The 23,606-nt window shown below is 70.1% G+C and carries 19 protein-coding genes and 1 pseudogene; 10 read left to right on the top strand and 10 right to left on the bottom strand.

Features of this window, described 5'->3' with window-relative positions; genetic code table 11:
- Positions 1 to 134: 134 nt before the first annotated feature.
- Positions 135 to 1,739 (top strand): FadD7 family fatty acid--CoA ligase, encoded by a 1,605-nt coding sequence (locus ACTXG6_RS20405; RefSeq protein ID WP_445189386.1) that lies wholly within the window; start codon positions 135 to 137, stop codon positions 1,737 to 1,739.
- An 8-nt stretch (positions 1,740 to 1,747) separates the two neighbouring features.
- Here ACTXG6_RS20405 and ACTXG6_RS20400 read toward each other — a convergent pair whose 3' ends face one another.
- Positions 1,748 to 2,680, bottom strand: a complete 933-nt coding sequence (locus ACTXG6_RS20400) for a LysR family transcriptional regulator (protein ID WP_445189385.1) — start codon at positions 2,678 to 2,680, stop codon at positions 1,748 to 1,750.
- A gap of 247 nt (positions 2,681 to 2,927) precedes the next feature.
- Between ACTXG6_RS20400 and ACTXG6_RS20395 the strand changes: the two genes are divergently transcribed.
- Positions 2,928 to 3,293, top strand: coding sequence for a hypothetical protein (locus ACTXG6_RS20395; RefSeq protein ID WP_445189384.1), 366 nt, complete (start codon positions 2,928 to 2,930; stop codon positions 3,291 to 3,293).
- Between the two features lie 91 nt (positions 3,294 to 3,384).
- Here the strand turns inward: ACTXG6_RS20395 and frc are convergent, their stop codons facing one another.
- The gene (gene frc, locus ACTXG6_RS20390) at positions 3,385 to 4,641 is read right to left on the bottom strand and encodes a formyl-CoA transferase (RefSeq protein ID WP_445189383.1); all 1,257 of its coding nucleotides are present in this window, start codon (positions 4,639 to 4,641) and stop codon (positions 3,385 to 3,387) included.
- A 49-nt stretch (positions 4,642 to 4,690) separates the two neighbouring features.
- The gene (oxc, locus tag ACTXG6_RS20385; RefSeq protein ID WP_445189382.1) at positions 4,691 to 6,445 is read right to left on the bottom strand and encodes an oxalyl-CoA decarboxylase; all 1,755 of its coding nucleotides are present in this window, start codon (positions 6,443 to 6,445) and stop codon (positions 4,691 to 4,693) included.
- A gap of 270 nt (positions 6,446 to 6,715) precedes the next feature.
- On the opposite strand from oxc, the gene ACTXG6_RS20380 reads away from it, so the two are divergent.
- Positions 6,716 to 7,621, top strand: a complete 906-nt coding sequence (locus ACTXG6_RS20380; RefSeq protein WP_445189381.1) for a YoaK family protein — start codon at positions 6,716 to 6,718, stop codon at positions 7,619 to 7,621.
- A 26-nt stretch (positions 7,622 to 7,647) separates the two neighbouring features.
- Here the strand turns inward: ACTXG6_RS20380 and ACTXG6_RS20375 are convergent, their stop codons facing one another.
- The 5 genes from ACTXG6_RS20375 to ACTXG6_RS20355 form a co-directional block, all read right to left on the bottom strand.
- Positions 7,648 to 8,694: a DUF6777 domain-containing protein gene (locus tag ACTXG6_RS20375; RefSeq protein WP_445189380.1), complete on the bottom strand. Its 1,047-nt coding sequence runs from the start codon at positions 8,692 to 8,694 to the stop codon at positions 7,648 to 7,650.
- Positions 8,691 to 9,683 (bottom strand): hypothetical protein, encoded by a 993-nt coding sequence (locus ACTXG6_RS20370; protein WP_445189379.1) that lies wholly within the window; start codon positions 9,681 to 9,683, stop codon positions 8,691 to 8,693. Before ACTXG6_RS20370 ends, ACTXG6_RS20375 begins: the two co-directional genes overlap by 4 nt.
- Before the next feature lie 122 nt (positions 9,684 to 9,805).
- Positions 9,806 to 11,143 carry a PucR family transcriptional regulator gene (locus ACTXG6_RS20365; RefSeq protein WP_445189378.1) on the bottom strand — a complete coding sequence of 446 codons (1,338 nt, stop codon included), beginning with the start codon at positions 11,141 to 11,143 and terminating at the stop codon, positions 9,806 to 9,808.
- A gap of 47 nt (positions 11,144 to 11,190) precedes the next feature.
- A complete protein-coding gene (locus tag ACTXG6_RS20360; protein ID WP_445189377.1) occupies positions 11,191 to 12,636 on the bottom strand; it encodes a fatty acid desaturase in 1,446 nt (481 codons plus the stop codon).
- A gap of 101 nt (positions 12,637 to 12,737) precedes the next feature.
- Positions 12,738 to 13,595 carry an NmrA family NAD(P)-binding protein gene (locus ACTXG6_RS20355; protein ID WP_445189376.1) on the bottom strand — a complete coding sequence of 286 codons (858 nt, stop codon included), beginning with the start codon at positions 13,593 to 13,595 and terminating at the stop codon, positions 12,738 to 12,740.
- A gap of 76 nt (positions 13,596 to 13,671) precedes the next feature.
- Between ACTXG6_RS20355 and ACTXG6_RS20350 the strand changes: the two genes are divergently transcribed.
- From ACTXG6_RS20350 to ACTXG6_RS20330, 5 genes and pseudogenes are all read left to right on the top strand, one after another.
- Positions 13,672 to 14,607: a cupin domain-containing protein gene (locus tag ACTXG6_RS20350; RefSeq protein ID WP_445189375.1), complete on the top strand. Its 936-nt coding sequence runs from the start codon at positions 13,672 to 13,674 to the stop codon at positions 14,605 to 14,607.
- Between the two features lie 280 nt (positions 14,608 to 14,887).
- Positions 14,888 to 15,445, top strand: coding sequence for a hypothetical protein (locus ACTXG6_RS20345; RefSeq protein WP_445189374.1), 558 nt, complete (start codon positions 14,888 to 14,890; stop codon positions 15,443 to 15,445).
- A gap of 46 nt (positions 15,446 to 15,491) precedes the next feature.
- A pseudogene (locus tag ACTXG6_RS20340) lies at positions 15,492 to 15,761 on the top strand (TerC family protein); the annotation flags it as partial.
- Positions 15,762 to 15,999: 238 nt separating this feature from the next.
- Complete coding sequence (locus tag ACTXG6_RS20335) at positions 16,000 to 19,293, top strand: LuxR C-terminal-related transcriptional regulator (protein ID WP_445189373.1); 3,294 nt, start codon at positions 16,000 to 16,002, stop codon at positions 19,291 to 19,293.
- 119 nt (positions 19,294 to 19,412) lie between these two features.
- Complete coding sequence (locus ACTXG6_RS20330; protein ID WP_445189372.1) at positions 19,413 to 20,021, top strand: GNAT family N-acetyltransferase; 609 nt, start codon at positions 19,413 to 19,415, stop codon at positions 20,019 to 20,021.
- Between the two features lie 271 nt (positions 20,022 to 20,292).
- On the opposite strand, the gene ACTXG6_RS20325 is transcribed toward ACTXG6_RS20330, so the two are convergent.
- A complete protein-coding gene (locus ACTXG6_RS20325) occupies positions 20,293 to 20,997 on the bottom strand; it encodes a class I SAM-dependent methyltransferase (RefSeq protein WP_445189371.1) in 705 nt (234 codons plus the stop codon).
- Between ACTXG6_RS20325 and ACTXG6_RS20320 the strand changes: the two genes are divergently transcribed.
- Together ACTXG6_RS20320 and ACTXG6_RS20315 are read left to right on the top strand one after the other, a co-directional pair.
- On the top strand, positions 20,985 to 21,485 hold the full coding sequence (locus tag ACTXG6_RS20320) for a hypothetical protein (protein WP_445189370.1): 501 nt from the start codon (positions 20,985 to 20,987) through the stop codon (positions 21,483 to 21,485). The genes ACTXG6_RS20325 and ACTXG6_RS20320 overlap by 13 nt on opposite strands.
- Positions 21,440 to 22,600, top strand: a complete 1,161-nt coding sequence (locus tag ACTXG6_RS20315; RefSeq protein WP_445189369.1) for an NAD(P)/FAD-dependent oxidoreductase — start codon at positions 21,440 to 21,442, stop codon at positions 22,598 to 22,600. The genes ACTXG6_RS20320 and ACTXG6_RS20315 overlap by 46 nt, the downstream gene beginning before the upstream one ends.
- Positions 22,601 to 22,705: 105 nt before the next feature.
- Here the strand turns inward: ACTXG6_RS20315 and ACTXG6_RS20310 are convergent, their stop codons facing one another.
- Entirely contained in the window at positions 22,706 to 23,497 is a 792-nt protein-coding gene (locus ACTXG6_RS20310; protein ID WP_445189368.1) for a DUF3048 domain-containing protein, read from the bottom strand.
- Between the last annotated feature and the right edge of the window lie 109 nt (positions 23,498 to 23,606).

Here is a 23,606-nt window from a genome sequence, read left to right as displayed (position 1 = left end):
CCGACCCCGCGGCCGGGTTGATAAGCACTCGCTACCGGCCGTTCGCCAGTGCGTATTGGACGTGCCCACCACTCCGGCGCAGGCTCGAAGGTGAGGACCTCACCAGTGACCTGGTGCGAGGAGAGGTGTTGGTCATGGCTGTTCCGACCGCGGCAGCGGCGTGCGACGAGAGCCGGTACGTGCCCCCGGCGATCACCGGCCTTGTTGATCTCCTCGACCGGCAGGTGCGCGATCGTCCCGGCGCCAGAGCGCTCGTTGTCACCGGGCACCGGGTGAACCTGTCCTATCGCACCCTCGCCGCCCTGGCCGATGACCTGGCCGCCCAACTGCGCGGCACTGGGCTGCGCCGCGGCGACGCGGTCGGTCTGGTCTGCGCCAACAATGCCGAGTTCGTCGTCACGCTCCTGGGTGCGGCACGGGCCGGCCTGGTGGTCGCTCCGATAGATCCGACACTGCCCGAGTCACAGGTTGCCGCCCGGATCGAGGGGCTGGGGGCGCAGGCGATCCTCGTCGGCCCACTCGCGGTCGGCCGACCCGGCGGTGCCCCGGTCGCGCAGGTCGACGTCCCGACGTGGACCGTGCGCGTAGACATCCCCGGTGCCGGCGCGGCGACGACGACGCTCGAGGCCGGCGCGCGTGCGGTGCGACAGGTCCGGGGCGCGGCACCTGAGCTCTCGGACTCCGACGCCCTCGTCCTGTTCACCGCGGGAACCACCGACCGGGCCAAGATGGTCCCGTTGACGCACGCCGGCGTGGCTGCCTCCGTGCGGGGCATCTGCGCCACGTACGAGCTGGGACCCGGCGACGCGACGGTCGCCGTGATGCCCTTCTTCCACGGTCACGGACTGCTCGCCGGGCTGCTGGCCACCCTGGCCAGTGGTGGATGTGTACTGCTCCCCGAGCGCGGACAGTTCTCGGCACACACCTTCTGGGACGACGTGCGGTCGGCGGGCGCCACCTGGTTCACCGCCGTTCCGACCATCCTGGAGATCCTTCTGGAGCGCTCGGCGCTCGAGTATCCCGGTCCGGGGGTCGCGCCCCTGAGGTTCGTGCGCAGTTGCAGTGCTCCCCTCAACTCGGCCACGGCGAGGGCACTGGAGCGCACGCTCGGTGTGCCGCTGCTCTCCGCCTACGGCATGACCGAGACCAGCCACCAGGCGACCAGCGAGCCGCTGCCGCAACACGGAGAGCTGAAGCACGGGTCGGTCGGCCGGGGAACCGGCGTGGCCCTTCGCGTCGTCGACCCCCAGGGGCACCCGTGCCCCGCCGGCGCCGTCGGCGAGGTGTGGGTGGACGGTCCCACCGTCGCGCGGGGCTACCTCGCCGATCCGGCCGAGACGGCGCACAGCTTCACCGACGGGTGGTTCCGCACCGGCGACCTGGGCTCACTGGACGAGGACGGGTACCTGTTCCTCACCGGGCGCATCAAGAGCCAGATCAACCGCGGTGGCGAGAAGATCTCGCCCGAGCACGTCGAGGACATCCTCGCCGGGTGTCCCGGGATCGCCGAGGCGGCCGTGTTCGCCATCCCCGACATGACCTACGGGCAACGAGTCGGCGCCGCCGTGGTCCTGGTAGCCGAGGGCGAGAACGTCGGGCTCGAGCAGATCCTGCAGTACTGCCGCAGCCGGCTGTCCGCTTTCGAAGTACCCGACCGGCTCGAAGTCGTGGCCGCTCTGCCGCACACCGCCAAGGGGGCGCTGGACCGGCGCGCGGTCCAGGCGCAGTTCACACACTGACACCGGTCTCACTGAAAAGGGTGCTCGGTCGGCAGTGACTGGTTGAAGAACTCGTCCAGCGACAGGCCCTTCGCCGCGGCCACGAACGCCCGCGCCGAGACCGAGCCGGGGGTGGCCGAGTGGGTCGCCACCGAGATCCGCGCCCTGGCGTCCGGCTCGACCAAGCGCACGACCCTGGTCCTGCCGACCACCGGCATCGCCCGCAACCAGGTGTGCGGCACGATGCTCGCCCACGCTCCGAGGCCCACCAGCGCGTAGAGGGAAGCGACCGAGTCGGTCTCCATCTGCGGGGTCACCACGACGCCGCTTTCCGCGAACGCCTTGTCGATGACCTGCCGGATCCTCATGTCGTGGGTCAGCAACGCCAGCGGCAACTGGGCCGCTTCCTTCCACGTCATGGTGTGGGTGTGCGGGAGCAGCTGGTCGCCGGAGGCCAGCACGATGTAGCGCTCCTCGTACATCGGCACCACCTGCAGGAACTCCCGGTCGTCGGGGGCGAAGTGGGCGATCGCGGCGTCCAGCTCGAACTCCCGCAGCTGGCGGTGCAGCTCCGTGGTCGACGACCGGGACTGCACCTGTACCTTGGCCAGTGGGTGGGCGGCGCAGAACGCGGCCACGGGAAGCGCCAGGGTGGTGGATGCGGTGGGTTCGGTCCCCAGCCGCAGCGTCCCGGTGATACCGGACTGGACGGCGGCCACCTCGGCCTTGAACGCCTCTTGCTCGGCGAGGATCCGCTTGGCCCATACGACGAGCCGTTCACCCTCGGGGGTCAGGCCCTCGAAGTTGTGCCCCCGGTTGATCAGCGTGACGTTGAGTTCCCGCTCGAGCTTGGCGATGGAGGCAGAGAGCGCGGGCTGCGAGACGTAGCAGGATTCCGCCGCGCGCGCGAAGTGTCTCTCCCTCGCCACCGCGACGAAGTACTCCAGCTGACGGAACAGCATGTGCGACCCCTCTCTCCCCAGGAGCGGCCCACCTCTCCTAGGAGCCGACGGTACCGGCCGCGGGACACCTCGGCGCCGCGGCGGGCCGCGGGCAGGGCGCTGGGGACAGTCGTCATCGCGGATACCAGCCAGCCGGTAGCGGAAATGGCCGTTGGCCATGGCGACTCGACGCGGCCAAGGCACGAGGCTGGTCACACACACCACCGCGCGCCTCAACGCGGTGGACCGAGCCGCTCGGGAGGGCGAGATGACGGCACTGGCCGGCGAGGGCAGCGCGATCTCCGCCGACACGACCATCGCCGGCCGTCCCCGACAGGCGCGGCCCTGGTTGCGGATCTTCGTCGCCGGCTACCTGTTGTGGGTGGCCTCGGTGCTCGTCATCTTCACCACCGACAACTCCGCCTCGTCCCCACGGTCATCCTGCTCCGCGGCCTCGTGGTCCCGGTCACCTTCGGGGTCCACGCCCTCGGGCGCACCGACCCGGTCGTCCCGCCCCGACGTTTATCCACCGCTCGAATCAACCGGCAGCGACTGCTCGGCGAGCTTGGTTTCCTGGCGCAGTTCGTCGACCGGGTTGATCGAGCCGGTGGACGTATCGGCCGACAGGCAATGACCCCGTTGTCCCTCGGCGAGGTCACCGACACCAAGAAGGTGCCCTGCGCGCGATCCTCGCGCGCAGGACACCTCGGGTTGGACCGATCAGGTCAGGCGACGACCTGGCCTTCGTGCAGCTTGCGGATGGCGTCGGCGTCGTAGCCGAGGTTGGCGAGGACCTCGTCGGTGTGTTCGCCGAGCAGCGGCGCACCCTGGATGTCGGGCTTGAAGGAGGAGAACTTGATCGGGCTACCCACGGTCAGGAACGTGCCACGCTCCTTCTGCTCGACCTCGACGATGGTGCCGCTCTTGCGCATGTCGGGGTCCTCGGCGAGCTCCTTCATGCTGAGCACGGGCGCACAGGGCACCTCCCACTTGCGCAGGACGTCCACCGCCTCGTACTTGGTCTTGTCGGCCAGCCACTTCTCGATCTCCTCGAAGATCTCGAAGATGTGCGACTGACGCGCCCGGGGGGTGGCGTACTCCGGGTCCTCGACCCATTCGGGCCGGCCGATCACCTCGGCGGTGCGCTTCCAGTTCTGCTCCTGGATCGTGAAGTAGATGTAGGCGTTGGGGTCGTCCTCCCAACCCTTGCACTTCAGGATCCAGCCCGGCTGGCCACCGCCGCCGGCGTTGCCGCCACGGGGCACCGCGTCGCCGAACTCGCCGTTCGGGTACTGCGGGTACTCCTCCAGGTAACCGATCTTGTCCAGGCGCTGCTGGTCGCGCAGCTTGACCCGGGTCAGGTTGAGCACGGCGTCCTGCATGGACACCGACACCTTCTGGCCGAGGCCGGTCGCGTTGCGCTGGATGATCGCGGTGAGCAGGCCGATCAGCAGGTGCATGCCGGTGTTGCTGTCGCCAAGGGCCGAGCCGCTGATGGTGGGCGGTCCGTCCCAGAAGCCGGTGGTGGACGCGGCGCCACCGGCGGCCTGCGCGACGTTCTCGTACACCTTGAGGTCGTTCCAGGACGAGTCGTCGTTGAAACCCTTGACCGAACCGAAGATCAGGCGCGGGTTGAGCTCGTGGATGTGGTCCCAGGACAGGCCCATGCGGTCCATGGCGCCCGGTGCGAAGTTCTCGACGAGGATGTCGGCCTCGCGGATCAGCTTCTCCATGACCTCCTTGCCCTCGGGGCTCTTGGTGTTGATCGCCAGCGAGCGCTTGTTGCTGTTGAGCATGGTGAAGTAGAGCGCGTCGATATCGGGGATGTCGCGAAGCTGGTTGCGCGTCACGTCACCGCCGTTGGGGCGCTCGACCTTGATGACGTCGGCTCCGAACCAGGCGAGCATCTGGGTGCAGGCCGGGCCGGCCTGCACCCCGGTGAAGTCGATCACTTTGATCCCGCTGAGCGGCGAGTCGGTCATGTCGTTCCTTTCGTGAATGATCTCGGTCGTGGCGGTGCGGTTTGTCGTGCTACTTCGTCGCCGTTGACTGGGCACCGACGGTGATGCCCGCCGGGTTGAGGTGAGTGATGTGGCCGCTCTCGGTGCCGTCCGTGGGGTCGATCACGCAGTCGATGAGGGCCGGGCCGCCCGAGGCCAGCGCCTCGGTGAGGGCGGTGGTGAGCTCGGTGGGCGTGGTCGCCTGGTAGCCCTTGCCGCCGAACGCCTCGATCAGGCGGTCGTGGCGGGCGTGCAGCATCAACGTGGTCGGCGACGGGTCCGAGGAGACCGAGTTGACATCGTCGCCCCGGTAGACGCCCCCGTTGTTGAGGATGACGACCACGATGGGCAGCTGGTAGCGGCAGATCGTCTCCAGCTCCATGCCGCTGAACCCGAAGGCGCTGTCGCCTTCGATGGCCACGACCGGGGCTCCGCTCTCCACGGTGGCGGCGATCGCGTAGCCCAAGCCGATACCCATGACGCCCCAGGTGCCGCTGTCGAGTCGGTGCCTCGGCACGGACATGCCGATCACGTTGCGGGCGGTGTCGAGTGCGTTGGCGCCTTCGTTAACGACGTAGACGTCAGGCCGCTCGGCCAGCACGTCACGAACCGCGCGGAGCGCTCCGTCGAACCGCATCGGGTGGTGTTCGACGGCCATGCGCTTGGCCATCTTGGCGATGTTCTGCGCCGAGCGCGCCGCGAGCTGCTCCCGCCAGGACGCCGGAGCGGTGATCTGGCCGGGCTTGGTCCGCTCGAGGAGCGCCTCCAGCACCGAGCCGACGTCCCCGATGAGCGGGGCGGCGATGGGCTGGTTGCTGTCCAGCTCGGTGGGCTCGATGTCGACCTGGATGAACTTCGCGTCAGGGTTCCACTGTGGCGCCTCACCGTGGCCGAGCAGCCAGTTCAGCCGCGCCCCGACCAGCATCACCACATCCGCGTTCTTCAGTGCCAGCGAGCGGGTGGTGGCCACCGACTGCGGGTGGTCATCGGGCAGCAGGCCCTTGGCCATCGACATGGGCTGGAACGGCAGGCCGGTGGACTCGATGAACTCGCGGATCTGCTCGTCCGCCTGCGAGTAGGCGGCGCCCTTGCCGAGCACGACCAGCGGCCGCTGCGCGTTGGCGAGCAGCTCGATCGCGCGGTCCACCGCCTCGGGTGCGGGCAGCTGGCGCGGCGCCAGGTCGACAACCCGCCGCAGCGTCGCGGCGCCGGCGGCCGCATCGAGGACCTCACCGAGCACGGCGGCGGGGATGTCGAGGTAGACACCGCCGGGACGCCCGGAGGCGGCGGTGCGCAGCGCCCGGGCGATACCGAGGCCGATGTCCTCGGCCCGGCTGACCCGGTAGGCGGCCTTGGTGAACGGCTGGGCCGCGGCCAGCTGGTCCATCTCCTCGTAGTCGCCTCGCTTGAGGTCGACGATGTGCCGCTCGCTGGAGCCGGAGATCTGGACCATGGGGAAGCAGTTCGTGGTGGCGTTCGCCAGCGCGACCAGCCCGTTGAGGAAACCCGGGGCGGACACCGTCAGGCACACCCCTGGACGCTTCGTCAGGAACCCCGCCGCCGCCGCCGCGTGCCCGGCGTCGCTCTCGTGGCGGAAGCCGATGTAGCGGATGCCCGACGCCTGCGCGAGCCGGGCCAGGTCGGTGATCGGGATGCCGACCAACCCGTAAATGGTCTCGACGTCGTTGAGCTTGAGCGCATCGACGACCAGGTGGTACCCGTCGGTGAGCTCGGCCGGAGCGTCGGCGGCGGTCGCCGTGGTCTCCACTGTGGAAGCGGTGGTCATGGTCGGAGGTTCCTCCCCGTGCGGAATGGCTGTGCGCCTTCACCTCCTAGGTTCCGCGGCGCGCATCGCCACGTCCAAGACCTGGTTGCGACTGGTCAATAGGCGATGGCTATCAACTTTGGCCGAGGGCAGCCGTCGCAACCTCACCGCCGCCTTGATAAACGCGCGCTACTGGCCGCTCACCAGCGTGTATTGAACGTGGCTCGCACGCCGGCGCACGCTCGGAGCAAGGACTTCATCAGTGACCTGGTGGGAGGAGAGGTGTCGGTCATGGCCATTCCGACGGCGGGATCCGTGCCGGACGCGAACCGTTGTGTGCCCACTGATGGTTCGACATCAACAGCAGGAGCTACCGACCGGCGCGTTGACCTTGCTGCCGCACATACGGCGCCGGCGCTCCTGGCTGTTCGGGATTGGCTGCTCGTGCTGCTGGCGTTCTCGTCGGGCACCTACGAGGCGATCTGTTATCTCTCCTTCGGGAAGGTCTTCACCGGGTTCCAGACCGGGAACATCGTGTTTCTCGGACTCGCCGCCGCCGGCACTCGCCCACCCTTCGGCCCGGATCCGGACTCCGTGGTCGTCTCTCTCATCGCGTTTGCGGTGGGGGCCGCGCTGGCGGTGTGGATCCTGAAGGCGTTCAACGGCGACGAGGAGGTGGACGATGACGACGTCTTCCAGGTGTGGCCGCGCCGCGTGTCGATCGCGCTCGGCGTCGCGCTGGTCGTGCAGGTCGGCTTCCTCGCCGTGTGGATTGCGGCCACACCGTCCAGCGAGGTGTCCAACATCATGCTCGGCCTGAACGCACTCGCGATGGGCTTGCAGATGAACGCCGTCCGGTCACTCCACGTGCCGGGCATCTCCGCCACGGCCGCGACCGCCACCTTCGTCAGCTGGGCGAGCGGACCGGCGACCTGGCCGCACCGGGCGACATGGGCGCGGCGCCTGACCGGCGTCCTCGTGGGCATGGCCGTCGGTGCTTTGGTCGGAGACTGGCTGCTCGGTCACGCTCACACCTTCGCCCCGGTCCTGCCAGCGCTGGTGATCGCGCTCGTGATCGGGATCGCTTCGGTGGCTCTGAATCAGGAGACCAGAAAACTCTGCCCAAGTGCCGACGTTCCCACGCCCGAGGATCTGCTCACGCGCCGCTCCCGCGCCGGGGGCCACGATGAGCAATAGGGCGCCGTCGTCGCGCTGAGCCTGGATCAGGCGCCCGGGGGCAGGACGTAGATCGGCAGGACGTTGCGGGCACCGCCGCCTTCGGCGGTGACCAGGTGCAGGCCAGGGCTGGACGCGGCGGGGACGCCGACGGTGGTGCTGACTATGCCGGCTCCGTCGGAGTTCACGACGGCCAGCGTCAGGTTCGGCACGTCATAGACGATGGTGACCGGGGTACCTGGCGGGAACTGCCGACCGGTGATCACCACGGGGTCGCCGGGACGCAGCAGCGCTGGCAGCACGGTCACCACACCGTCCCGAAGCAGCGCACCGGGCTGCCGGATGATGATCAAGCCGTTGCCGAGGTCGACGATGATGATCGCGCCAATCGGCGTGGTCGGTGCGATCACGATGACCGTGGCGGGAGAGAACCCCGGCCAGGGGGTACCTCGGTAGCGGGGGCCGGGGCTCGAGCCGGACGGCGAGACCGCGCGGGGCTGGGCGAGCGGGTTGCCCGACCCGCACCGGACTCGGGGCAGCCCGGACGCCTCGACGAGCACCGAGGTGCCGGCCTGCAGCACAACCTGGCTGGGGATCGCTCGACCCGACCCCAGCCCGTAGCTGGTGACCCGGGTGCTTGTCCGCAGGACCACCGGGGTGAGCCCGGTCAGGTAGGAGCGGATGGTCACCGGCTCGATTCCGAGGACCCCGGCCCACACGGCGGCCGGGTCGGGGTTGGTCTCGAGGTAGGCGATGATCTGGTCGGTGTTGCAGGTGGACGCGTTCTGGGTGCCCCCGTACAGCCCAGGCGTGGTACCCGGGTACGTCGCCTCGCCCGGCCCGGTCCGAGCCACCAGCGGCGGGGTGGGCAGGTTCGCGGCCGGGGGCGGGGCCGGCGTAACCGTCACGCCCGCCAGGAACGGGTTCGTCCCCGCCGAGTCGGCGGCGTCGAGAAACACCTGATCGGACTGCCCCGGCGGACACGCCGTCACCAGTCCCAGGACGGCGCCGATCAGCCCGCCGCTGACCACGACCAACACGATGGCCCTTCGCCCGTAGAGCCGGTGGGTGGGGGCGGCGGGCGGCGCGCTCAACGGTATAGCCCGTAGCCCCAGGCGCCGAGGCTCGCGCCGAGGCCGACGCTCGCGTTGGGCATCACCACGCCGGCGTTGTTCGGCGGCCCGAGGTTCGATCCGACGCTCCCACCAGGGCACCAGGTCCCGACTGTGGCCCCGGCGAGTTCGCCACGGTAGGCCCCGCCGCCGAAGTCGCTGGTGGTCACCGGTCGGGTGGTGGTGTAGTCCTCCCAGTCGCTCAGCCGCGTGACGCTGAAGCCGGCGCCGATGGTGGCGCCCACGCCCCAGTACGTCATCGTGCGGGTCTTCCCGTACTCGCCACCGGCGTAGTTCTGCACATCCACGCTCATGCGCGTGACATAGACCGCCAGAACCTTGACGGTCACACCGCTGCGGAGCCGGACCCGGAACTGGGTGGTGGGCGTTTCGGCGGTAACCGACCCGGCCTGCGTTGCCACGGCGGGCACGGCCGCGCCGGCACCGCGTGAGGTCGCCGATTGCTCGAGCACCGGTGCCGGGTTCGCGTCGCCCGGAACGAAGTCGACGCCGGGAGCCTGTGGCGCCACCGGCGCGGCGGGGCGCTGAAGCCGCGGTGCAGCGCGCTGGGCACGCGGGGCAGGGCGCTGGGCCCGCGGGGCGGGGCCCTGAGCGGGCGGGTTGGCCGGCACGAGCGCGACCTGCGGTGGAGCCGGGTCGTCCTGCTGGCCGCACCCGTCCGAACCACAGCCATTGGAGGCGGGAGCATCGTGCTGCCCGCAGTCCTCGGAGTCACAGCCCTGCTTGCTGTGCGTGCCCGGCTTGCTGTCCTGCTCAGGCGGGGTCACGTCACCGTCATAGGTATTCACGCAGCCGCCCGGTGGACATCCACCGTGCTGGGCCGGCGGAGCGGGATCGTCCGAAGGAGGTCCCATGTCATCAGCGCCGGCGGGTGCGGCGAGCAGGACCAGCAAACCCACCACGAACAGCAACAGGACCAGCACCGGGCGCGACATCCGTACGGCGATCATGGCACCCTCCGGAGCCAGAGCCGGACCCCACATTCCCGACGGGGGGCGACGATCCTACTCGTCTTGTCCAGCCCGGACCACGAGTCGCGGCGACAGGCGGACTGGTCGTGCCCATTGACTCCCTAGTGGTTGCCGCCTCCGGCGGACGGCGGGCGCAGCACGGTCGAGCCGAGCAGGCGGCAGGCGAGCAGGGCGACCTCGACGTCGAGCCGTCCGTCCGCCAGCGGCCGGCCACGGGCCTCCTCGGCCTTGCGTACCCGGTACTGGATGGTGTTCTTGTGCAGGTGAAGCTCGGCCGCCGCGGTGGCGAGGCTGCTGCCGCTGGACAGGTAGGCCCACAGCGTCTCGCGCATCCGGGCGTGCGCGTCGTCGTCCACCGCCAGTTCGCCCAGTACCGACCACACCCATCCGGCCGCCGAGCCGGGCTCTAGTGCCAGCAGGGCGATCGGCCCCAGCAGTGCCGGGACGGTCACCCGGAGCCGCGCGCGGGGATCGGCGGCGTGCGCCAGCGCCTGCGCCTGCCGGGCCTGCTGGTGGCTGTGCCGGAACCCGTCCACCCCGGATGCCGGATCCCCGAACGCCGCGTAAACGTCCGGGACCGCCGCCAACGCCTCGGTGACCGCCACTGTGACGGTCTCGGTGACTGTCTCGGTGACTGTCGCTGTGACTGCGTTCGGCGACGCCCCGACCGGGAACCACACCCACAACGTGGCCGCGTCCGGTGCGATGACCAGCGGCGTGCGGACGGCCCCGACCGCCGCCGCGAGGCGTGGCATGCGACGCTCCAGAGCAGTGAGCCGGCTCGCCCCGTCGACCTCGCACCAGAACACCGCCGCCAGGTGCCCGGAGCGGGCCAGCTCGTAACCGAGGGCGGTCTCGGCATCATCCAGTTCGCCGCTCCGCGCCTCCAGCACCGAGTTGATCTTCGCAAGCCGCGCGGCGTTGCGCTGGCGCATCCAGTCGTCGCGTTCGGCCTGGTATGCGGCGACCACCTCCTCGGCGACCAGGTCGACGAAGCCGAACGCCGAGGACGACAGGTCCTTGGCCGCCTCGGCCACCTCGTCGGCACTGGCCTTCCGGGCCGCGATCCGGGTGATCAGCTCCTGCTGGACGCGGGCCTGGCCGAGTCGGTAGGCGCGCAGCATGGCCGCGATCGGGACGTTCCGCTGGGCGAGCCGACGGGCCAGCTCCAGGCCGGTCTCGGGCGTGCGGACCGAGGTCAACGGCACACCGGTGCTGAAGACGGTCACCGCGGCGAGGATGGTGTCCCGCACCGTCGCGGCGACCAGCTCGCGCGTCCGGGCATCGGCCGCGAGGTCCGGCAGTGCCTCGGCGATGTCCGCCAGAACGACCGCCAGCAAGTCCTCGTGTTCCTTGGAGCCCGTCACCATCTCCCGCGCGACGCGGACGAGGATGTCGGACACCGGCATGGACACGGTGCGGACGGTACCGGCGGACACACGCCGCCGCCCGGCTGGCGGGCAGCCGGGCGGCGGGGCGGGCCGGGTCAGGCGGGTTCGTGGGTCAGCGGCACGAAGTCGACCTTGTCGCGGACCCCGCAGTCCGGGCAGGCCCAGTCGTTCGGGATGTCCGACCAGGCGGTGCCGGCCGCGAAGCCCTCGAGCTCGTTGCCCGCCGAGACACGGTAGGTGTAACCGCAGCCCGGGCAGCGCGCCGCCGCAACGTCGTCCTCGAGAACCGGGTCACCGACCGGGCCGCGTGCCGAGGCGTCCGAGCCGAGCTCAGTGTCGGCGGCGGCGGCCGGCGCCGGGTACTTCGCCAGCAGCTTCTCCCGCCTGCCCGGCTGCACGTTCGCAAGTCGGATGTCCCCGTCGTAGTGCGCGACAACCTTCGGGTCCATCAGCCGCCGGAACAGCGGCGGGAACAGTGCCAAGACCATCATGCCGGCGTAACCGGTGGGCAGTACCGGGCTCTCCGGGAAGTCACGCAGGGTCTGGAACCGCCGGGTCGGGTTGGCGTGGTGGTCGCTGTGCCGCTGCAGGTGGTAGAGCAGGACGTTGGTGGCGATGTTGTTGGAGTTCCACGAGTGCGCCGGAGTGACCCGCTCGTAGCGGCGCCGCGTGGTGCCTTTGACCTCCTGACGCAGCATCCCGTAGTGCTCCATGTAGTTGACGATCTCCAGCAGCGAGAAGCCGAACACCGCCTGGATCACCAGGTAGGGCAGGATGCCGACGCCGAGCCAGATGACGAGCGCGCCCCACAGCACGACCGACAGCCCCCAGGCGCTGAGCACCTCGTTCTTCCGGCTGAGCGGGTGGCGGTTGCGGCGGCCGAGGCGCTTGGTCTCCATGTCCCAGGCGCTGCGCAGCGACCCGACGACGGTGCGCGGCCAGAACCGGTAGAAGCTCTCCCCCAGCCGGCTCGACGCGGGGTCCTCCGGGGTGGCGACGTGCGAGTGGTGGCCGCGGTTGTGCTCGATGTAGAAGTGGCCGTAGAAGCACGGGGCCAGCGCGACCCGGGACAGCCAGCGCTCGGAGCTCTCCCGCTTGTGCCCCAGCTCGTGGGCGGTGTTGATGGCGACGCCGGACACCGTGCCGGCGGTGATGGCCAGGCCGAGCTTGCCGAGCAGCCCGGCGTCCTGCGTGGCGATGAACCACATCGAGGCGATGAACCCCGCGTACTGGACCGGGAGGTAGGCGTAGGTGACCCAGCGGTAGTAGCGGTCCTCCTCCAGCGCCTCCATCACCTCGTCCGGCGGGTTTGTCGGGTCCAGCCCGGCGACCAGGTCGAGCAGCGGGACGACCACCAGCAGGACCACCGGCCCCAGCCACAGCACCGCGTCCAGGCCGGTCGCCCGCTGCAGCCCGATCGCCAGGAACGGCAGCAGCGGCACGACCAGGCCGAGGAGCCAGAGATAGCGCTTGCCGTCCCGCCAGGTTTCTGTGCTGTCGGCCGAGCCGCCGACCGGCGCCGACAACGCGTAGCTCTTCATGGCGACCTCCTCGATCACGGATACGTGAGCGGGGACCGGGCGAAGTGCCCTCCCCGATGTTGTCTCCGACGCTACGAACCGCGCGACCAACGCCCATCGGGCTACGAACCGAACGAGACCGGCCGGTTTGGTCCCGAGACCAAACCGCGAGCGAAGTCGGCGAAGCTGGTCGGCGGCGCCCCGGTGACGTTCTGGACATCGCTGTTGGGCCGCGAGCCGCGACCGGAAGCGATGGTTTCGGTCAGCATCCGGAGCATCTCGCCGTACTCGGCGGGCACACCGGCCGCGACGCTGCCCTCGACCCAGGCGTCGCGGTCGATGTCGTTGTGCTTGACAGGCCGGCCGGTGACCTCGGCAATGAGGTCGGCCGCATCGCTCACCGTGATCGCTTCAGGTCCGGTCGGTGCGTAGTGCGCACCGGCGTGGGCGTCCGGGTGCGCCAGTGTCGCGGTGGCGACCGCGGCGATGTCTTCGACGTCGACAAAGGCCTCGGCGCCGTCACCGGTGGGCACCGTGATCACACCGTCGACGGGCGTCAGGAATGTCTCGCTGAAATTCTGCATGAACCACGCGGGGCGCAGGATCGAGTGGGTGAGGGCGCCGCGGCTGATGAGGTCGAGTTCGACGGCACGCAGTGCGACCTGTGGTGGGGCCTGGTCGATGCCGTAGGCGCTGAGATAGGTCACGTGCCGCACGCCGTTGGCCTCCGCGAGATCAAGGAAGGTCGAGACCTGGCCGGCGAAGTCCATCCGCATGACCGGTCCGACCAGATAGACCCGGTCAACGCCCGCCACGGCCGGGCGGTACGTGCTCGGGTCGTCCCAGTCGAAGTGCACATCGGCACCGGCGCGGGCCGCCGTGCGAGCGTTCAGGCCGAGTTCCGCCAACTGGGCGGCAACCCGGGAGCCGGTCTTCCCGGTGCCCCCGAGGACGAGCGTGGTGGACGGTGTAGTGGTCATGCCCGCGAGCATGCAGGCAGCATTTGAGCGCATCAATGCTCTTGACGCTCGATTCTTTGTGCATAACGCTCACCAGGTGGACGTTCTGCAGGACTACCTCACCAGGGCGCGCGCCTCCGGCGGTGTCTTCGCCCGCTCAGTGGCAGACCCTCCGTGGGGGCTGCGCCTGCCCGGCACCATCCAACTGGCGGTCCATGCCGTCGTTCAGGGCCGGGCGTGGCTGTGGCTCGACGACCCGCACGCCCCGGTCGAGCTCGCGCCCGGTGATCTGGCACTCGTTCGGGGCGGCCCCGACCATCACCTCGCGCACGAACCCGGCGCCACCTGCCTCTCCCCCGAACAGTTCCGCGCAACACATGCCGGTGACACACGCACCGGCGGCCAGCCCGCGAGCGTGTTCCTGTGCGGCGCCTACCAGTTCTCCGGTGACGTCGGCCGCGCCCTCGTCGCGGCGCTCCCCCCGATCCTTCCGCTGTCCGCGGCCGCCGGCGACGCTCTGCACGACGTGGTCGATCTGCTCTCACGTGAACTTGCGGACTCCGCCCCCGGGAAACAGACCGTGCTCGACCGGCTCCTCGACGTCCTACTGGTACTCGCCATCCGCGCGTGTCTCCAGCGGAGCGCCGACCCCCCTCGCTGGTATCAGGCGTCGGCCGATCCGAGGCTCGGCCCGGCACTGAGTGCCATGCACACCGACGCCGCGCACCCGTGGACCGTGCCGGAGCTGGCCGCTGTCAGTGGCCTGTCACGGGCCACATTCGCGCGGAGCTTTCACAAGACACTCGGGCAGGCACCCCTGCAGTACCTGACCGACTGGCGGATGACGTTAGCTCGAGATCACCTCCGCGCCGGCGCACTGACGATCGCACAGATCGCCACGCAGACCGGGTACGGCTCCCCCTACGCCTTTGCTGCCGCGTTCCGCCGTCACCACGGACACCCGCCCGGCCAATGGCGCCAACAAGCCGTCGACCGACCCGCTATCGACCAGCCGACAACCGCGGACCACTGATCACGGGCGCAGGCATAAAGGCACAACAGGACACCTTGCTGTTTTCCGGCACCTTGTTCGACAACCTGCGCTACGGTCGACCGAGGCACGGACGAGGAAGTCGCTCGGGCACTGCTGGTCGACGCCCCGGTGGTGATCCTGGACGAACCCCTTCGATCTCGACGCCCACGCCGAAGAAGTCGTCGTCGAGGCCCTTACCCGACTCATGGAGGGTCGCACCGTCATCATGACCAATCCGGTTTATCCATCCAGCGGCAACGGTCAGCCGACGGACAGTCGCATGATCATTCTGATCCGGCACGCGGAGAAGCCCCTGCACCCCTCCGGCAGCCCGCACGGCGTCAACCCCGAGGGCGAGGAGGACCCGCACAGCCTCACCGTCAGCGGCTGGATCCGGGCCGGCGCGCTGGTCGAGCTGTTCGCGCCCTCCCGCGGTGACCTACCCGCCGAGCTGAGGCGGCCGGACACCATCTACGCCTCCGCCCACGCCGGAGGCCACAGCAAACGCTCCGCCCAGACCGTCACCCCACTGGCCGCCCGCCTCGGCCTCGAGGTCATCAAGCGCTACGCCGCCGGCGACGAGACCCGCCTCACCCGGGAGATCAGCACCCGCCCCGGCACCACGCTCGTCTCCTGGCACCACGAAGCCATGCACAAGATCGCCGAAAACCTGGGCCAGGTGAACCCGACCCCGCCCCAACACTGGCCACACGACCGGTTCGACGTCATCTGGACCTTCACCCCCGAACACAACGGGTGGCGCTTCACCCAGATACCGCAACTCCTGCTACCCGGCGACCTGCCCTACCCGATCGAGACGTTGACCAGCCCCGGATAGCCCACGGACGCGAAATAGATCGCGACGAACCTTCGATCAGAACCCACTGGATCGCCTGGTGTACCTGTCGACCGGGTTGGCGGTCATCCTGGCGTTCATCGGGGTGAAGCTGATCCTGCACTGGGGGCATGTCGACATCAGCCCGTCGGTACCGGCGATCTCCACCCCGATCAGCCTCGGGGTGATCGCCGTCGTGCTGACGGTGGTGACCGTGGCCAGCCTGGTCAAGACCCGCCACGACCCCACCGCCACGGCCCACCCCGGCTCGCTCAAGGCTTCCCGCAAGACACCTGCCGAGAAGCGCGAGTCAGGCTGACCGGGCCCGGTGAGTAGTGGTCAGTGAGATCGTCCGGCGCCATGATCTACGGTCCCTCGCAGGCCGACGCGGTGGCAACTGGGTTACTGACCCGGTTCCATGAGGCTCTCGCAGAAGAGACTGATTCGCCTGCATCGGGTGCGTCATGAGAGCATCGGATTTGTGCCTCGGCCTGGGAGGGCCGCTGTTCATTGAGGCGGTCATGGGTCGATCAGCCACCGAAGTCTCAACGTTTGCGGTGCCACCGGGCACGATCACGTTCCTGCTGAGCGATATCGAGAGCTCCGCGCTGGCCGAGCACGCGCCAACCGCGATCGCGCGCCACGGCAACATCCTCGGCGAGTTGGTCGCGCGCCACGGCGGCGTACGGCCGGTTGAGCAGGGCGAGGGCGACGGCGGCAGCGTGCTGGCGGCGTTCACCCGCGCTCGAGACGCTGTCGCGGCGGCGTTGGATGCCCAGCGGGCAATTCTCGCAGAGGACTGGTGCACAGGCGCCGCGCCGCGGGTGCGTATAGCGCTGTACACCGGCGATGCGCAGCTGCGCGACCAGGGCGGCTATTTCGGGACCGCGGTCGACCGGTGCGTACGGTTGTGCGCGGTCGCCCACGGCGGCCAGGTACTGCTGTCCAGCGCGACCGGCGAACTTGTGGCCGACCACCTTCCCCTCGGCGCCCGGCTCATCGATCTCGGCGAGCACCGCCTGCGTGACCTCGGCCGCGCCGAGCGGGTGTTCGCGCTGGGGCATCCAGACTTCCCGAGCGGCGTACAGCCGCGCTCGCTCGATCGGCTGCCCAACAACCTCCCCATCCAGCTGACCAGCTTCGTCGGCCGCCGCCGCGAGCTCGCCGAGCTCGACAAGCTGCTCGCCTCGACCCGGCTGCTGACCCTCACCGGCGCGGGCGGCTGTGGCAAGACGCGGCTCGCGCTCCAGCTCGCCGCCGACGCCGTGGATCACTACCCCGGCGGGGTGTGGTGGGTCGAGCTCGCGCCGCTCTCCGATCCGGTGCTCATCGAGTCGGCATTGGCCACGGCGGTCGGGGTACGACCCCTGCCCGACCAGACGCCGCTCGAGGCGGCGGTCTTCCGCCTCGCCGCGCACCGGGCGCTCGTGCTGCTGGACAACTGCGAGCACGTCCTCGAGCCGTGCGGGCGGCTCGTCGACGCGCTGTTGCGCGGCTGCCCGGACGTCACGGTGGTTGCGGCCAGCCGCGAACCGCTCGGGGTGGGCGGCGAGACGACGTGGCGCGTGCCGTCGCTGTCTCTGCCGCTGTCGCCCGTGCCCGATGCGGCCCACGCGCTCGGGCACTCGGACGCCGTGCGGCTGTTCGTCGAGCGCGCCGTCAAGGTCCGGCCGAACTTCGCGGTCACCGACGACAGCGCCCCCTGCGTCGCCCGAATCTGCCGAGACCTCGACGGTATCCCGCTCGCCATCGAGCTCGCGGCCGCGCGCGTGCGTGTCCTCTCGGTTGACCGCATCGCCGCTGGGCTTGCCGACCGCTTCCAACTGCTCACCGGTGGCGCGCGAGGCGCGCTGCCCCGTCTGCAGACGCTGCGGGGGTCGGTCGACTGGAGCCACGCACTGCTCGACGAGCCGGAACGTACGCTGCTGCGTCGACTCGGGGTGTACCAGGGCGGGTTCACGCTCGACGCCTGCGAGGTGGTGTGCGCGGACGACGACCTCGACCGCCGCGCCATTCTCGACCTGCTCACCTCCCTCGTCGACAAGTCGCTCGTGCTCGTCGAGGAGCGCGGATCGCTGAGCCGCTACGCGCTGTTGGAGACGGTCCGCCAGTACGCGCTCGACCGGCTCGCCGAGGCCGGCGAGGCGTGCCGGCTGCGCGATCGCCACGCCGACGCATTCGTCGCCGTCGCCGAAGGTACCGGATTGAAGCTGGCGGCGGACCCGCACCGGGGGAACCTGCTCGACCCCGACGCGGCGAATCTGTACGCCGCGATCGACCACACAGCGGCGGGCGAGTCGGAGAAGGCGCTGCGCCTGTGCACGGCGCTGGCCTACTGGTGGGTGCTCGCCGGGCGGCTCGTCGAGGGGCACGCGGCGCTGACTCGGGCGCTGAACGCGACGGCCGGCCAGCGGTCGGCGCTGCGCTGCGGCGCGCTCAGCTGGCGAGGCTACCTGGTGGTCTTCGCGGGCAACTATGAGCTCGCCCAGCGGGATGCAACCGAGGCGCTGGCGCTGGCGCGGGAGCTGGGCGACCGGTCGCTCGAGGCGCGTGCGCTCGACGTGCTCGGCATCCTCCAGTTCATGGCTGACCCGCGTGGGGCGCTGCCAACCCTGAGGCGCTCCGGTGAGCTGGCCCGGGCAGTCGGTGACGACTGGTGCCTTGCCGAGGTCACGCAGAACACCGGTTGGGCGCTCTGCCTGATGGGCGAGTACAACGCCGCCCGCACGGAACTCGAGGCCTCCTACGAGCTCGCGCGCCAGCTCGGCTTCCGCGACCTAGTCGCCTGGCATTGGTTGATGCTCGGCTACACCGTGTACGCGAGCGGTGACCACCAAGTCGCTCGCGAACTGTGGGAACGCTGCCTGGAGGCAGCCAGCGACATCCAGGACGGGCTGGCAACCTGGGGTATTGGCCTGCTCGACGTGCACGCGGGGATGCCCGTCGAGGCGCTCGAGCGGCTCGAGGCTTGCCGAGCGCGCATGGTTTCCGGTGGCGTGGGCCTCGCGCTGCCCATCGTGGACGGCGGCATCGCGCTCGCCCACGCAGCCCTCGGTCGGCTGGAGCAGGCGCGAGGCGGATTGGCCGCCGCCGTTCGCGAGAACGCTGGATTCGCGTGGGCGCAGGCGTTGGCGCTGCTCGACCTGGCGCAGGTGGAGCGCCTCCTCGGCGACGGCGTCGCCGCACGGGCCAATGCTGAGCGGGCCCTGGCAGTTGCGGACCACCTCGACAACCGGGGGGTGAGAGCCCGCGCGCGCAATCAGCTGGCGCGCATCGCCGCCACCGCGGGGGACTGGGCCACCGCCGAGCAGCTGGCGCACCAGGCTCTCGGGGACCAGGCCCAGCGCGGCGAGCGCCTCGACATACCCGACTCACTCGACACCCTCGCCGAGGTCGCGGCCGGACTCGAGAGCCATCGGGAGGCCGCGCGCCTGCTGGGCGCAGCGGACCGCGTGCGCGGTGATCTCCGACTTGCCCGCTGGAGACCCGAGCAGGAGCGCTCGGAGGCGCTCGCACTTCGGCTGCGCGGAGCGCTCGGCGGGCCCGCGCTGGCGGCAGCCCGCGCGGAAGGTGAAGCAATGTCGCTCGACGACTCGATCGCCTATGTGCGCCGCGCCCGGGGCGTGCGCAAGCGGCCGTCGAGCGGCTGGGCGAGCCTCACCCCGACTGAGCTCGAGATCGTCCGCCACGCCGCCGAGGGCCTGACGAATCCGGAAATCGCTGAGCGGATGTTCATCTCCCGAGGCACCGTGAAAGTCCACCTCTCGCACATCTACGCCAAGCTCAGTCTGCGCAACCGCTCGGAGGTCGCGGCAGAGGTGGTTCGCCGGCAGTCCGCCGAGCACGACTGAGACGCAGCCACCTTCGGGCCCGCGGATATGCCATCTGGGAGATGTAGCGGCCGCGGTCGAACCGTAGCTTCGGGAGACGCCGACTCGATGGCGGTGTCCGACAAACCTGGCGGTGCGCAATGAACAATCTGGTCGCTGCAACGGCAAACACGGCGACGCTCCGCCCCCGCAAGGCAACGGCGGCGGACCTGCCCGCGGTCATTGAGACACTGGCCCTCGCCTTCTACGACGACCCCGTGGTGAGTTGGTGCGTCGAGGACGGGCCGAGACGGCGGCAGCTCAGCCCGGCCTTCTACGGGGCGGTCGCCGAGTCGTACCTTGCGTATGACGAGACCTACGCGGTCGACAAGGGGATCTCGGCAGCTCTCTGGGCTCCGCCCGGGGCCGCCGACGACGAGCAGCTCCCGACCGTGCTGGGCCAGGTCCTCGAGGAAGACGCCGACCGGCTGTTCGAGGTGTTCGGGCTGATGGCGGCGACGCACCCGGTGCAGCCGCACTATTACCTCTTCCTGCTCGGCACCAGGCCGCATCGGCAAGGACGCGGGCTCGGGTCGTCCCTTATGGCCCCGGTGCTCGAGAGGTGCGATCGAGACCAGATGCCGGCGTATCTCGAGGCCACGAGCGAGCGCAACGTGCCGCTCTACCTTCGGCACGGCTTCGAAGTGACAGCAGAGATCGAAATCCCCGGCGGACCGACAATGTGGCCGATGTGGCGGGCACCCAGGTAGCAAGCTCGGCGTGCCTGAGCCGGCAGATCGCCGACCTGGCACAAGCCTCCGCGGGTCGTCGCACCCCTAGATCGGGCCCGGACGCCCGACCGGGCGCGGTGTCCCCCATCGACCGTGCCGGCAGGCACCTCGCGGTCCGGTCGCCAGTGGCCCACACCCCGTGATGTCCCGGTGGGCGCGCCGCTGACCCCAGCGCTGGTGATCCTTTTCCGGTTGAGGTTCGACTTGAAGGACAGCGCTTCGTCGGGACGAGCCCGGGGTCCGAGGTCTGCTAGCGGAGACGCTGGGCTCGCAGCACCAGGTCGTGGGTGTGGTGCACCGGGCCGCCGGTAGGTACGTCACGCGGTCGTCTCTCGTTGACGTCGATCCGCCAGCCCTCGCCGAGCTGGGTGGCGACGTCGGACGGGCTGACGTAGTCGGCCGGGTCGAACCCGTGCGCCTTGGCCTGCTCCGCGTCGACGTCGGCATGGTGAACGACAAGCAGGACACCGCCGGGCGCGACGGCGGACAGCAGCACACGCTCAGCATCGTTGCTCGGGGTGCGCAGCAGTGCGGGGTACTGCGCGGTCACCAGGTCGAACGCTCCCGCCTCAAGCGGCGCTTCCTCGAGCCCACCGTGCACCCACCGCACGCGGACTCCCGCGTCACGGGCGTGGCGAGCAGCGCGTTCCAGGGCCACCCGCGATACGTCCAGCGCTGTCACGTTCCAGCCCCGACCGGCCAGCCAGACCGCGTCCGCACCCTCGCCGCACCCAACCTCCAGAGCCCGACCCGGCGTGAGGTGTGCGACCTCGGCGACCAGGGCCCCGTTGGGCTGCCCGCTCCATAGCTGCTCAGCGCCGGCGTACCTCTCGTCCCACCCCGCGGCACCGTTCTTGGGCCCGGCGTCAGCTACCTGTTGCTCGTGGGCGGCGGCGGCGGCGACGCCGCGGTTCAGATTCGGGTTCGAGCTCGGGACTGCCGATGCGTATGTCACCGGTGAAGCCTCGCCCGACGCCCACCGGCAAGACAAACAATGTTGCTGATCCGGCAAAGCGCGCTTTCGAGGACAGCGCCACCTTCGACGACATTCTGCTCGAAGCGACGATGAATCTCCTGCGTGCGGTCGAGGCGGCCCCCGACTCGTGGCGACTGCTGGTCCAACCCTCGAGTGATGCACCCACCCAGATCCGGCGTCGCTTCGAAGGCGGCCGCGAGTTCGCACTTTCACGGCTCCGCGACCTACTCCGCTGGGGCCACGACCGCCGACCCGGTCTCGCCGACCTCGACCTGGATTTGCTGGCACTCTCGCTGCTCGCGATCGGCGAACAGGCGGTACGAATGATCCTCTCGGATCCCGCCCGGTTCACATCGGAGCGCTATGGACGCTTCGCACGCGCCCTACTCGCCGCCACCTCATCCCAAAGGAGCCGCAGCCCGTGCACGTCGTTGTCATCGGAGCCGGCGTCATCGGCCTGTCCGTAGCAACCGAGCTCGCCCGACGGGGCGCCAGCGTCACCGTCGTGGAGCAGGAAGCACCCGGTGTCGGCACCTCGGCCACCAGCTTCGCCTGGGTCAACGCGAACAACAAGGAGCCGCGCGACTACTACGAGCTCAACCTCGCGGGCCTCGAAGCCCACCATCGCCTGGCCCGGGACGCCGATGGTGGTTGGCTCGTCGCCGGCGGTCACCTCGAGATCGCGACCGAACTCGCGCATCGGGACGAACTCGGTCAGCGCGTGACACGGCTGCGGAACCTGGGTTACGACGTCGAACTGATCTCGCCCGCACGCGCGCGGCAACTCGCACCCGACCTGATCATTCCGGTCGATGCGGGCCCCATCGCGTACTTCGCGCGCGAGGCGCACTGCTATCCGCAGCTCTATCTCGGCTTCCTACTCGCGACCGCGGCCGATCTCGGCGTGCAGGTCATCGGCGGTGCCCGGGTCACGTCGTTCCACCTCGACTCCGATCAGCCCGCGGTGCGGCTCGCTGACGGGGCGGTCATCGGCGGCGACCAGTTCGTCAGCTGCGTCGGACGCTGGACCGAGACGCTGCTGGCGCGGGCCGACGTCACCTTGCCCATGGCGACGTTCGAACGCGCCGGCGACGCGACTGTCGGGTACCTCGCCGTGACCAACCCACTCCCCCTATCACTGGCACGGCTGATCACGACCTCGCGGCTCAACGTCCGCCCCGACGGCGCGGGCAGACTGCTGCTCCAGGCGCTCGACCTCGACAGCACAGCTGATCCTCGTGACGTTCCGACGACCGACTCCGGCCTGGCCGGGGAGTTCCTCAACCGTCTCACCAGCGTGCTCAGGAACACCGGTGCCGCAGCCATCACGCAGCTGCGCGTCGGCCAGCGAGCCATACCGGCTGACGGCCGGACCGTCGCGGGCCCGCTGCCCTCCGCGCCCCGGCTCTACGTCGTCGCCACGCACAGCGGCGTCACCCTCGCCCCGCTGCTCGGTACTCTCGTCGCGGAGGAGATCCTCGGCGCGCCCCAGCCTCTGCTCGCCGCTTTTCGACCTGATCGGCTACTCGACGGCGCCGTTCGGCACCGGCCGTTGCCGGCCCGCAGGCCCGGGCAGCAGTAGTCGCGACCGATGCTTCCTCGAGCTCGGTGGCGTCGACGCCGTGGCCCATGCCCCGCCCGTCTCGATTCGAACCGCCGAGCGCGCCGTCCGAGGCCAGGCCACCGCCTAGAGTCGTCCTGGGCTCAACACTGTCCACACCTGCCCGGACTCGAAACGGATCGGTTGGCCGGTGGGTGTGGTGTAGGTCGTGCCCTGGTCCACCGCGGTGCGAGACCAGTTGGCTTGGAACAACTGGCCGTTGCGGAGTATCAACGCACGGCCGTGTCCGACGGTATCGGCGATGGGCGACGGACTGCCGGCGACGTCACGGATCGCCGATTGGTGGACCCGGACCTGCTGTACGACGACGGTGCTGGCCGCCAGTCGGTGGCCGTCGGACATCGCGGGTGCACCGTCCAAGGAGACCAGCCAGCGGTTGGCTGTGGCGGCCCAGTCGAAACCGACATTGGCCGCCCGATAACGCACCACCCTGTGGCTGCTCGGCACTCCCCCAGCTGGTGCGGGGCCGAACTGTGGTTCGGTATTCGCCGGCCACCCGCCGCCCTTGGGCAACTGTCCGGGGCGCACGAACATGTTGTGTGGTGCGGCACGGTTCCTGTCCCTGAAATATGCGCGCGGCACCCGGTCAGCGGAGGCGTCTCGAACGGCGGCACGAGCGATGCGGGGCAGCAGAGACGGGGCGGCGCCGGAGAAGGCCAGTGCCGGGTGGCCGAACTGCGGGAGCAGCTGGAGATCAGTCTCGCGTGCGCTACGCACCGGCCCGACCACCGGCGGGAGCTGGGAGGCGAACACCGCGATGATCCGACTCGCTCCGCCCTCGACCGGCTCGATGTACACGAGATCGGCGTTGCCGAGGCCCCGTGCCGGGCGGGCCTCCCGCGCGTTGTCGATCTTCACCGCAAGAACGGCGGGACCGGGCGTTCTGGGCGGTGGTTGAGGTGGCGGCCTGGACGGCGTCGTCGGTGCCGACGCGGCTGGCGGGGTGTCCGGGGGTCGCACGCCTGAG

The sequence above is a fragment of the Pseudonocardia sp. Cha107L01 genome (assembly GCF_052566575.1).
Note: the sequence above shows the minus strand (reverse complement) of the source record. Positions and strands in the feature narration are given on the sequence as shown.